Below are 12,051 nucleotides of genomic sequence, written 5' to 3'. Positions count from 1 at the left end.
TCTGCGGATCTGTGAATTTGCTCACTGCAATTTATTTATTACAAGTTATTTACCGTGGTTCATCAGCACTTTGATGTCTTCCTCCGGTGTGGTGACAGGTGCAATGCCATAATGCTCCACCAGAAAGCTCCGAATATTGGGAGACAAAAATGCCGGAAGAGAAGGACCAAGACGGATGTTTTTGATACCAAGATGCAGAAGCGTTAACAGGATGCAGACAGCCTTCTGCTCATACCAGGAGAGGACGAAGGAAAGCGGAAGCTCATTTACGGAACATCCAAATGCATCCGCAAGCGCTGCGGCAACCTGGATCGCACCATAAGCATCATTGCATTGTCCCATATCCATCAGTCGTGGCAGACCACCGATTTCTCCCAGATCGAGATCATTGAAACGGAATTTGCCACATGCCAGGGTGAGGATCATACTGTCAGAAGGTGCCTGTTTCACGAATTCTGTGTAATAGTTTCGACCCGGTTTGGCACCATCACAGCCGGCAACCAGGAAGAAATGGCGGATCGCCCCTGATTTTACGGCTTCTACTACAGTACCTGCATGGGACAGGATCGCTGCATGACCAAAACCGGTTGTTACTTTTGATCCGCCGTTGATGCCTGCGAGCATCTGATTTTCTTTATAACCACCCAGTTCCAGTGCTTTTTCAATGACCGGTGTGAAATCTTTCTTCTCATCGATATGAACGGCACCTGGGAAGGCAACCATTTCTGTTGTAAATACCCTGTCGGCGTAGCTGTTTTTCGGCGGCATCAGACAGTTGGTAGTGTAAAGGATCGGAGCCGGAAGATGGTCAAACTCTTTCTGCTGATTCTGCCATGCAGTTCCGAAATTTCCCTTCAGATGAGAGAATTTTTTTAAGAACGGATAGGCATGGGCAGGGAGCATTTCACCATGCGTATAGATATTGATTCCTTTTCCCTCTGTCTGTTCAAGCAAAAGCTGAAGGTCTTTCAGATCATGTCCGGTCACGACAATAAAAGGTCCCTTTTCTATGGTAAGTGTTACCGTAGTTGGTTCTGGCGTGCCGTAGGTTTCTGTATTTGCCTTATCAAGAAGTGCCATGCACTTCAGATTGATTTCCCCTACTTTCAGAACGGCAGGAAGCAGTTCTTCCATACGTTCTTCATAACCGATCTTAAATAATGCTTCGCAGAAGAAGCGATTCACCTCGGCATCTTCATAATTCAGAACATTTGCATGATAGGCATAGGCAGCCATTCCGCGAATCCCGAAAAGAATAAGAGATTTCAGGGAGCGGATATCTTCATCGGCATTCCACAGCTGCTGCATGTCGTATTCCTCTGTCTTACCGCATGGAGACTGACAGCTGCTGCAGTCGGGAACCAGTCGTTCTTTCTCGGCTCTGACCTTTCGTATCATCGTTTCAATCGCCGTATTGTCAAAGCTCACATTTGTAACGGTAGTAAACAGTCCTTCAATTATGAGCTGCCCGGTTCTTTTGGAAATCGTTTCTGCATCATTGACTGCTCTTGCCAGACCGATCAGCGCACCCGTCAGTTCATCCTGCAATCTGGCGGTATCCGCTTTTTTTCCACAGACACCGGCATTTCCGGTGCATCCGCTACATCCGGCGGTCTGTTCACACTGATAACAAAACATTTTCTTATCCATTTTTATATTCTCCTTTATTTTTATTCTATAATTTTTCCGTCAATACTTATCGTTACGACCTGCCATGGTATGAATTTTCCACTGTTCTGAAGCGCTTTTTTGGCTGCCATCTCCAGGCCGCCGCAGCATGGAACCTCCATTCTTACAATTGTCACACTTTGAATATCATTATTTTGAATAATTGCAGTCAGCTTTTCACTGTAATCCATCTGATCTAATTTTGGACAGCCAATGAGAGTTACCTTATTCCGGATAAAATCCTGATGAAAGCCTGCGTAAGCGTAAGCGGTACAATCGGCTGCGATCAAAAGCTTTGCCCTGTTAAAATACGGTGCATTGACAGGTGCCAGCTTAATCTGCACCGGCCAGTTCTGAAGCTTTGATATTGAAGCTGCGATGGAAGATGGTTTTGACAATTCTGTTGTTTCCGGTTGGCGGATCTGCATACTTTTAGATCCGGGACAGCCGGTGCGAACAGAACCTGCCGGATGCTTGATAAATAGGTTTTTCTGAGCCTCCTTCACGGCTTCTTCATCGTATTCAGGAGCTTCTCGTTCTTCAAAAGAAATGGCTCCTGTCGGACATTCCGGGAGACAGTCCCCTAATCCGTCACAGAAGTGTTCTCTTACCAATTCTGCTTTTCCATGAATGATATCAATGGCTCCTTCGTGGCAGGCATCTGCACAGGCACCGCAGCCGTTGCATTGTTCTTTATCGATCCGAATAATTTTTCTTATCATGTTTTTCCTCCGTCAGAATCATTTACCTTTTATTTCTGTTAGAATTATAGTATGATAACGATAACTTGTATGTTTGATTTCCAACAGGAGGGTTTGTTTTGAAAAAATATTTGCCCATTCTAAGAACCAGTCCTTTTTTTAAAGGTCTTTCTGACAGTGAGATATTATCGGTACTGCATTGTGTAAATGCAGTGACAATTTCCAGAAAACGGGATTCATATATATTCAGAGCAGGAGATTCTACCGATGTAATGGGACTTGTGGTGTCCGGCTGTGTTCTTGTTATTCAGGAAGATCTGTGGGGACATCGGAATATTTTGTCAAAATGTCATGCGGGTGATTTTTTTGGCGAACCATATGCAGCAAGTTCGGGAGCGGTTCTGAATGTCAGTGTGGCAGCGGATGAGGATTGTGAGATCATTTTATTAAATGTTCAGAGGATTCTGGTTTCCTGCTCAGCAGCATGTGAACATCATCAGAAACTGATCCGCAACCTGGTCAGTGTCCTGGCAAATAAGATACTGATCCTGAACGATAAGATCACACATGTTGGCAAGCGAACGACAAGGGATAAACTATTGTCGTATCTGTCTGCAGAATCCATCAGACATTCGTCGCTGTCGTTTGATATTCCCTTTGACCGCCAGCAGCTGGCAGATTATCTTTGTATTGACCGTGCGGCAATGTCTACGGAGATATCAAAGCTGCAAAGAGAAGGATTTATAAAAACAAACAGAAATCATTTTGAATTGACTGTTTGTAATGATTCGGGTTCTGAAGTGAAAATATGACGTCAAAAAATCAATCGTAAAAATTTACGATTGATTTTTGCGCGGATATGCATATAATTTAATCATTAGATTTGAAAGGGGGAGATTACTATGCGTGAAACAAGAATATTGGAATTCAAGGAAACAATTACGAATACTTTTTTGAAAACCGTCAGTGCCTTTTCGAATTATAATGGTGGAACCATTCTTTTTGGTGTTGATGATGATGGAAACGTGAAAGGATTGCTAGATATAAAACAGGCTTGCCTGGATATCGAAAATAAGATCAATGACAGCATATCACCTCAACCAAACTATACACTTGAAATACAAAATAACGATCAGACGATAAAACTCACTATAAAAAGTGGTCTTCAGAAGCCATATTTATATAAATCAAAAGCATACAAACGAAATGATACAGCAACGATAGAGGTAGATACACTGGAATTTTCAAGGCTTGTATTAGATGGAAAAAATATTAGCTTCGAAGAACTACCTTGTAAAGATCAGGAGTTATCTTTTGAAATTCTACATCGTAGACTGAAAGAAAATATTCAGATTCAAATGTTTGATCAGGATACTTTAAAGATATTGAACCTGTATGACAATGTAAATGGCTTCAATAATGCAGCAGGAATTCTGTCAGATAAAAATCATTTCCCGGGAATTGATATTGTCGAATTCGGAGAAAACATCAGTATCATTCAAAAGAGAGCGACCTTCGAAAACACATCGGCCCTAGATGTATATGAAAAGGCAATAGATGTATTTAGAGATTATTATCAATATGAAGTAATACAGGGCGCTGACAGAACGAAGATGGAGAAAATACCGGAAGCAGCATTCAGAGAAGCAATTGCCAATGCGTTGATTCATAGGGTATGGGATGATAATTCACACGTCAGAGTTTCCATGTTTGATGATAGGATAGAAGTAGTATCTCCTGGTGGATTGCCTGCTGGAATAACGGCAGAAGAATATTTATCAGGTAAACTTTCTGTTTTAAGAAATAGAACTCTTGCAAATGTATTTTACAGACTGGGATTTGTAGAGATATTTGGAACAGGAATTACACGAATAAAACAACTGTATGCAGAGAGTCTGATAAAACCAGATTTTGAAGTATCAGAAAATATCATAAAAATTGTGTTGCCGACATTTGAAACGAATGCTGATTTAACCGAAGACGAAAAAGTGATCTACAAAATCTTGAGTAAGACAATACTGAAACCGATAAGTGAAATTGCACCATATGTCCCATTTGGTAAATCGAAAACAACACAGTTGCTGAAAGCGATGGGAGAAAAAGGCGTGGTTGCAGTTGAAGGAAAAGGCAGAGGAACTAAATATATAATTAAGTGAGTGGGGGTATAGGAATCTATTTTATTAAATCGATCTGACTGGGAAACAGTTGTTATATCGGCTGAAAAAGTGCGATGCGGTAAAATGAATGGTGTTTTTGCCGATGGCGTGATATACGAATCAGTAGATTAGTATGTTTTTGATTTATAGTGGAGGATGGTAGATGAAATCCCTTTTAGTTGCCGATATAGCAAAAAGATGGAATATGTCAGAACGTAGTGTTAGAAATTACTGTGCCCAGGGGCGGGTGAACGGTGCGTTTCTTACTGGTAAGACATGGAACATTCCAGAAAATGCAGAGAAACCGGAGCGCACCAACAAAAGAAAAGAAGAACCGGTTACTCTGTTGGATATTCTGAAAGAACAGAAGATAAATACTCCGGTGTAAGACACAGATTGATTTGGCAAAATCATGTGGAGTACCAGTAGACGAGATATTAGATAGTAAAGAAAAAATAGCATCTTTTTTTATGAATTGAAAGACGGTGTGTTATAAATCGTCCATCTATGATATTATGTAATTATTCAAAGAGAGGGTGGGTGAAAGGCAAAAAGGAACAAATCAGAAATATAAACCTGAATAATTCACGGTTTTACTGTGAATTATTCAGGTTATACTATATCGAAGAACCAAAGACAGAGAACGGAACGCACGATGTGCCTATGTTTGGAGATGTGGAGCGTTGTTTTAAACGCGTCATTGATAATAGACCTGTATTAAAAGAAGAACCTGTTAGTTGGAATGCCGACCATACCGAAAGCGCAACGGGCTTTTTATGGTTTGATAAAAATGATAGCGTTGAAGTTGCCAAACATTGGCAGAACCACCTTAGATGGAGCGTAAATAAGTATAACAAGACCTATAAACAGGAATTGCCTAATATTACGCTTCACATTTGCCGTCATACTTTCTGTAGTATGTGCGCCTGTGCCGGATTAAGTCCGAAAACGCTCCAAATGATTATGGGACATAGTTCAATTGAGTTTACTCTTAATGTATATACGCACCTTGAAGCCGGAAACATTAAAGAACAGTTCTTTAACATGGCACAAAGCAAGCAATATAATTTTTATAGCCTTGACCGTGCTCCGGCTGTAGTATCGTTAAATGAGGATTACGACGAAGAACCGGAACCGGATTTTGACGAAGAAGCGGACGACGAAGACTAAAAAAAGAGGGTGTGTTATATATCAAAGATATAACACACTTTCTAACGCATAAAGTGAAATACCCTCATTTATGAGGAGAAATGAAAAACAATTAAATATAAAAATGTGCAAAAATGTTGAAAAATAAAGGCTTATCGCCTCAAATCCGTTGGCACGAAAGGAGATAAAAAAATGGTCAAAATACTATTTATATGTCACGGCAATGTCCTGTGACATTTGAATAATACGTTGCACATCGCGGCAAAACGCGGCATATCTTGCTTTTTCCAATAACACGTGACTACTGTTTTACTACGAATGACGGAATGCAAATAGTATATCTGTAGTATGTTTCGTTAAATAGTTATGAGCTCTGGCATTTTGCCGGAGCTTCTTATCGTTAAAAGGTTCTCTGATATAGATACAAGATAGGTAGCAAAACATGGCAAATTAGTGCATTTCTAGGCATTGGTGAAATCGTTAAATTGTTAGGAGTAATCGTTAAAATGTTGTGATATATCGTTAAATTGTTAGGGCAATCGTTAAAAGATTGTAGTAATCGTTAAAAGGTATCTTTTTGTTGAAACTATTCCTCCGTGGGAATATAATAAAAATGAGATATTCATGCAAATGAAAAGAGGTGTTGGTATATGAAAGTAAGTGGAAAATTATCATATAAATCTGCAATTATTGTGAATGATGTATTTTTTAAGGACATAGATGAATTATTAAGAGAATATTTTGAAAAACCTAAATATTCTGCACAACTTATAAATGGTGATGAGGTTGAGTTTGAATCTGTTTCAGAATTAATATCATATGACAATTTTTCTAACCGTGCTATAAAGACAATGAGAATTGGATTTGGAATAGGAAACTATATTAGGATTGAACCATCAATGGCATTCATTAATGGATATAAATCTACGTTAGAAATGGGTTTTGAAGTTGAAAATAATGGCAAATCAGAGGAAATAAAAAGAAAAGTAAATGACCTTTGTGATAAGCATAAACAATCATTGGTCCTATGTCAAGATTTAGTACAAGTTAAAATGAGAAATTTCTCCCCATTTTAACCTGCCAGAAGCTCAGCCTCAGTGTGCGTTCTTTCATACACTCGTTCGAATTCGTTTGGCGATATATAGTTGCAATGGCTATGAATTCGTTTCGTATTGTAGAAAGCTTCCAGATATTCAAAAATCAACTGGTATGCCTGCTTATAGTCGCGAATTTTAAAGCGATTGAGCCATTCACGTTTGATAATAGAATGAAAGGATTCAATGCATGCATTGTCCCACGGAAAAGCTTTCTTCGAATAACTGCGTTGCATATTCTCGGTTGCTTTTTTATATTCCTTTGCAACATATTGGCTGCCCCGATCTGAATGGATAATTAATGGTTGATCGATATTTCGGCGAGCTTTGGCTTTGTTTATAGTATCAATCACGCAAGATACTTCCAGTGTTTCTGAAAGCGTCCAGGCTATGATTTTTCTGGAAAATAAATCCATAACACTGGTCAGATAGACAAATCCATCTATTGTCCAGATGTAGGTAATATCCGAACACCAGACTGCATTCGGACGATCAGGATTAAATTGCCCATCAAGGATATTTTGTAATTCAGTGCTGAAATCGGAATCTTTTGTGGTGATTGTCCATGGTTTGCTCCACTGAGCACGGATCCCCATTTGGCGCATATATGTACCAACGGTTCTTTCCGAGATGATTTCACCAGTTTTTCGAAGTTCTACAGTGATTTTCGGAGCACCGTAGTTCTGCTTGGAATCATCATAAATATCCTGTATTTTTGCTTTTACAGCTTCACGACGTTTTTCTGTATCAGAAGGTACGTGGTGGAGCCATGCAAGATATCCTGAGCGGGAGACGCCTAGAAATTTCAACATTCCGGAGACGGAAACCCGGCGTCCAGCCTTTTTGGCAGCTTCCGTCTTCTCAGACCCTTCGAGATAAATGGCTTCCGTCATTTTCCCAGAATGTTGATTGCTTTTTTTAACACATCAAGTGCATCTTGGGTATCACGTAATTCACGTCTGAGACGGGCAATTTCCTTCTGCTCGTCAGATGCATAATTACCAGAACCACGAACAGGAATATCACCTGATTCCCGGAAGTCTTTCAGCCACTTTGTTAATGTGCTGTATCCGATGCCAAGATTTTCTGCACATCCACGTACACCAAGATCTTTATGATCCTCGTAGTACTGGACTGCATCAAGTTTAAATTGTTTGTCATGTTGCTTTGCCATATGAGATCCTCCTTCAGCATGTCTCTATTGTATCATGCTTATGTGTATTTGGGATTTCTCATTTTGGCTTGTACTATTTATATTCTAGCACCAATATTAATAATAGAATAGCAAGTGCAATTGCAATGCGTATTGCACTATTGTAAAATTAGAAGATGGGATAGACACTATTGAAAACTAAAAGATATTGGAAAATAAGAAAGATACTATTAAATTGGATTTTTAAACTTAAAAAGATACGCTTTACTTTGGAAAGTCGAAGACAGTCATCTAAGGAATATTGGTCGTTTAACAGACTTCTTTTGGAGAGATTTGTTTCTGGTGTTATTAAGGGAATAATATTAGCAACAATTCTTGGTTTGTTGGATAAGCTGTTACTTAGCATTGGCGTGATACTGGTTATAAATAGTAATATTTTGTCAGATGTACTTATTGGAGAATTAGGCGTTGCAGGTGTTATTTTAGGATTGTATTGCTCTAATATTTCAAGTATATATTCTACAAGATATGCTAATGCTCCAGAAAAAATAGCTATTGCCTTTCAATATGATAGGTTGACGGTAAAGTGTTTAAATGCCATTAGTAGTTGTATAATATATGGAACAATTATACTTGTTGAATTATTAATGGGATATGACGTTGGTTGGGTATCTGCCGGTATATTAATTATATGGTCAATAGTGGTCGTTATTTCTTTTGGAATAACTGGAAATAGAACATACCAGTTGTCAGATGTATTTAGAGTATCAGATGATGCTTATATTGCATTAGGAAGAGTGATTACCAAAAGTCTTAATCGAGAACTGTATGCATCAGATGCAAATTATCAAAATCACTTTTGTAAGATTGCATCAGATAGAATTGAATTACTAAAAGTTATTCAAAAATATGGATGTAATCCTGATTCGGCAGATAGCTCATCTATTCTTAATTTTATGTGTGCGAATCTAGACCTTATTGAACAGTATTGGCTTATTAAGAGGCATATTTCGAGAGATTCATTGTGGTTTAGGAGAAAAGGAGTATATCAGAAGTGGCATTTTGCTAATGACACGGAAACCTCAATGGCGTTAAGAACAGGAACCTCATTAAGACCAAAGGAAAAACCTGATTTTTATTGGTTCGAAGATGAATTAATGTCAATAAATCATGCATGTGTAAATTATTTGATTAAAAGGAATGACTGGGGGACTTTATATAGTTATTTTTCAGTCTTTGAGTCAGTTTGTAAATCCGCAATAGAACAAAAAGAGGCAAATTACTATGTAGGACAAATTGATTGGCTAAAAAGTGTTATTCAAAGTTTTGTAGATAACACTAAAATAGAAGAAAATGTTGCCTTTGCAGGAATTGTCGAACATATTTCTCTTTTATATTTGGATATAATATTGGAGTCAAGTAAGTATTTTAGTAATCTTGATATTAATGCAATAAGCAAATCGGTTATAAAAGGAATTGACACCGGAAAGAGATACAACTCTATAAAGGCAATTAGGGGAAGAAATTATATAGAAATATATAAGAAGATGATAACTGAGGTTTATACAGAAGGACATCGGATCACTCCTGATTGGTTAATTAAGCAGTATGTGGCAAAAGAGGAGTTTGTTTATGTAAATACCTTATTTGATATGGTTAAGGAAGGGGTCGAACAGGCATATTCATTGAGTAGTTTTTTTGTTGAAAAAAATATGTATTATGAAGCGTGCATTATGCTTACGAGATTCTATGAATATGAGTCTAAGTTGTCAAATTTCTTTAAGTTTGCAAATCAGGTAGAAAAGAATTTAAATAAATATCATTTGGATTCTGCAGATAAATGGGATGACAGTAGATTAGCAGGAGTAGAAGAAAAATTTTTGGAATGTAAAAAAGAACTTCCAGAAATGTTGCTAAAATGTTCAAGTGCTTTTGCAATTAAAAATTGGGATAGAAGAGAAGAATATCCTGACTTTTTAGGTGAGTGCTATAACCATATTGCAGAAGATACGGTTGAGGCTATTGTCAACTCAGATAAAAAGCAATTTGAAAAAGATTTTGAGATTTTAACAAAGATAATGCTTTTATACCAGGAGTATATCAGAACGGATTTTATAAAGAACAAAGATTTATATAGAGTAGAATATGCATATTATATGTTTACGTCTCCGATTGTTGAATGGGCACAAATTGGTGGACTTGGAATATTGTGGGGCGAATTTTTTAAAGATGTAGAATGGTGTAGTATCGTAAAAGAAGCTTCAAAAATTGTACTTAATGTAAAAGAGAATGAGGAGAAGTCAACAGAGCTTGCAGCTCAATTAATCGAATTTGCATCACGGAGAAATAAATTCCTTTTTGGTATAGGGGCAAGAGATATCCTTGAAACAAAGTGGAATCAATTTGTCGCAAATGCAATAAGAGAGTCTGCTACTATTGAAACGGAATATGTTATGTTCAGACAAGAGATAAAGACTGATAGTAAAATTATTAAAGCATTTTGCTCAAATTTTTTAGATATGGGATTTACGACAGATCCATCCGAAGTATTTTGGGTTATATGTATTAATCCGCTACTCCCTAAGGAAAAGAGATTTCACACTAGATTTTCGTGGGAGGATGATTTGAATGAATAATATATTAAGAATAAAAAGGAAGATGGAAAAAGTATATAAACGTCCCATTGATAACATTTATTCGCATAGTTTTTACAGTGATTTGTTTTCAGGTTATGAGTATTCGTTAAGCGAAGAAAAAATTAATAGAAGAGATTTCTATATAATCATTCCAGATGATAAAGAGATTGTAGAATTATTTGGAAACGGTAGGCATTATGATTTTTCATATGAGTTTAGTCAATCTATTGATAGAGTCCTTTATAGCATGGCTGTTTATGGAAAGGCATATATTTTCGTAAAGCCAGATTATATTAACGAATCTGATGCGAATGGAAAAGAAATTAAAAAACTAAGCGCTATTCATATAGGAGAAGTAAAAGGAATTCCAAAGAAAGGTAAGTTTTACTCAAAGACTTATTCAAATGGAATCTCTGAATTCAATATTGAAGAAGGTAAATTAATTACTTTTGACTTAAAGGAATTTGGATATAAAAGAAATTACTTTAAAAACCTTGTAAAACATTTGGGAAAATATGATATTACATCTAATTCTCTAGAATCAATAAACAATGAGCCTACGTATGATTTTAGCGTACATGCAGATAAAAACAGGAAAAGGTTCTTAAAAAAGATGAGAAACATTGGCTGGAGTTTTGGAACGGACGGTTTTTCGGATAGTTATATTTTATATAAGGAAATCAAAATGAAGCTATTTAAAATGCAGATACTTCAAAATGTACTTATGAAAATTAATAAAGTGATAACAACAGAATATATTCCCAATAAGGAATTTGAAATAAAAGCGTTAACCAGTAATGTTGACTATGCAGGAGCGTGGGCAAAATTTCAATCTGGAGAATTAACAGTTTCGGAATTGAGTAATATAGTATGGAAAGGAATTACTGATTAAGTGAACATGTTTACGAGTCGCAGATGTAGAGGAATGCTTTCGGAAAATAATAGAAAAACGAAACTCACCCAAAGCAGAACCTATGGTAGATGGAAAAAGTGGATTCTTATACTTTGATAAAAATGAAAGTATCTGTTATTCCCTGCACTGGGAGCATTATTTCCAACACATCATTCAGAAGTATAATAATACTTACAAAGTACAGATGCCTGTCATTACACCGCATGTATGCCGACACACCTATTGCTCAAATATGGCAAAATCCGGAATGAATCCAAAAGCATTGCAATATTTGATGGGCCACTCAGATATCAGCGTAACGCTGAATACATATACGCATGTAAATCTTGAGGATGCCAGGGAAGAAGTTGCCCGGATTCAGGTTGTGTAATTACGATTTTTAATTGAAAATAGCAAGGTGTAAAATGGAAAAACATACACCTTATTTTACACCTTTTGCTGACGATATTATGCAAAAATAAACCAGATTATGAATAATCTGTGCTCCAATGAGCCACCTGTCCGGCAAGCTTGAGCCACCATTCCGGATATGTGTGAGCCACTATTCCGGTCATAATGAGCCACTTCAGTTTTATAATAGA

General features: G+C 37.2%; 10 protein-coding genes and 2 pseudogenes. 8 read left to right on the top strand and 4 right to left on the bottom strand.

The window, feature by feature from the left end; translation table 11 throughout:
- Nucleotides 1–45: 45 nt before the first annotated feature.
- Both hcp and ACTQ3K_RS06305 read right to left on the bottom strand, forming a co-directional pair.
- Nucleotides 46–1,650, bottom strand: a complete 1,605-nt coding sequence (gene hcp / locus ACTQ3K_RS06310) for a hydroxylamine reductase (RefSeq protein ID WP_441566835.1) — start codon at nt 1,648–1,650, stop codon at nt 46–48.
- Between the two features lie 20 nt (nt 1,651–1,670).
- The gene (locus ACTQ3K_RS06305; protein WP_441566837.1) at nt 1,671–2,390 is read right to left on the bottom strand and encodes a 4Fe-4S binding protein; all 720 of its coding nucleotides are present in this window, start codon (nt 2,388–2,390) and stop codon (nt 1,671–1,673) included.
- A 98-nt stretch (nt 2,391–2,488) separates the two neighbouring features.
- Here ACTQ3K_RS06305 and ACTQ3K_RS06300 point away from each other — a divergent pair, with 98 nt between their 5' ends.
- From ACTQ3K_RS06300 to ACTQ3K_RS06280, 5 genes and pseudogenes are all read left to right on the top strand, one after another.
- Nucleotides 2,489–3,181 (top strand): Crp/Fnr family transcriptional regulator, encoded by a 693-nt coding sequence (locus ACTQ3K_RS06300; RefSeq protein WP_441566839.1) that lies wholly within the window; start codon nt 2,489–2,491, stop codon nt 3,179–3,181.
- A 90-nt stretch (nt 3,182–3,271) separates the two neighbouring features.
- The gene (locus ACTQ3K_RS06295) at nt 3,272–4,525 is read left to right on the top strand and encodes an ATP-binding protein (RefSeq protein WP_441566841.1); all 1,254 of its coding nucleotides are present in this window, start codon (nt 3,272–3,274) and stop codon (nt 4,523–4,525) included.
- Between the two features lie 163 nt (nt 4,526–4,688).
- Nucleotides 4,689–4,895: pseudogene (locus ACTQ3K_RS06290) on the top strand (cell filamentation protein Fic); the annotation flags it as partial.
- A 170-nt stretch (nt 4,896–5,065) separates the two neighbouring features.
- Nucleotides 5,066–5,695, top strand: coding sequence for a tyrosine-type recombinase/integrase (locus ACTQ3K_RS06285; protein WP_441566843.1), 630 nt, complete (start codon nt 5,066–5,068; stop codon nt 5,693–5,695).
- Nucleotides 5,696–6,324: 629 nt separating this feature from the next.
- Nucleotides 6,325–6,750, top strand: coding sequence for a hypothetical protein (locus tag ACTQ3K_RS06280; protein WP_441566845.1), 426 nt, complete (start codon nt 6,325–6,327; stop codon nt 6,748–6,750).
- On the opposite strand, the gene ACTQ3K_RS06275 is transcribed toward ACTQ3K_RS06280, so the two are convergent.
- Together ACTQ3K_RS06275 and ACTQ3K_RS06270 are read right to left on the bottom strand one after the other, a co-directional pair.
- Complete coding sequence (locus ACTQ3K_RS06275) at nt 6,747–7,661, bottom strand: IS3 family transposase (RefSeq protein ID WP_441566847.1); 915 nt, start codon at nt 7,659–7,661, stop codon at nt 6,747–6,749. The genes ACTQ3K_RS06280 and ACTQ3K_RS06275 overlap by 4 nt on opposite strands.
- Nucleotides 7,658–7,942: a transposase gene (locus ACTQ3K_RS06270; RefSeq protein WP_441566849.1), complete on the bottom strand. Its 285-nt coding sequence runs from the start codon at nt 7,940–7,942 to the stop codon at nt 7,658–7,660. The genes ACTQ3K_RS06275 and ACTQ3K_RS06270 overlap by 4 nt, the downstream gene beginning before the upstream one ends.
- Before the next feature lie 302 nt (nt 7,943–8,244).
- On the opposite strand from ACTQ3K_RS06270, the gene ACTQ3K_RS06265 reads away from it, so the two are divergent.
- The 3 genes and pseudogenes from ACTQ3K_RS06265 to ACTQ3K_RS06255 all read left to right on the top strand — a co-directional run.
- Complete coding sequence (locus tag ACTQ3K_RS06265) at nt 8,245–10,557, top strand: type II restriction endonuclease subunit M (protein ID WP_441566851.1); 2,313 nt, start codon at nt 8,245–8,247, stop codon at nt 10,555–10,557.
- On the top strand, nt 10,550–11,449 hold the full coding sequence (locus ACTQ3K_RS06260; protein ID WP_441566853.1) for a hypothetical protein: 900 nt from the start codon (nt 10,550–10,552) through the stop codon (nt 11,447–11,449). Before ACTQ3K_RS06265 ends, ACTQ3K_RS06260 begins: the two co-directional genes overlap by 8 nt.
- 19 nt (nt 11,450–11,468) lie before the next feature.
- Nucleotides 11,469–11,840, top strand: a pseudogene (locus ACTQ3K_RS06255) (tyrosine-type recombinase/integrase); the annotation flags it as partial.
- Nucleotides 11,841–12,051 lie beyond the last annotated feature (211 nt).

It is taken from the genome of Candidatus Paralachnospira sp. LCP21S3_A2 (genome assembly GCF_052118925.1).
Lineage (GTDB): Bacteria > Bacillota > Clostridia > Lachnospirales > Lachnospiraceae > Lientehia.
This window is presented reverse-complemented; position numbering and strand designations above follow the sequence as displayed.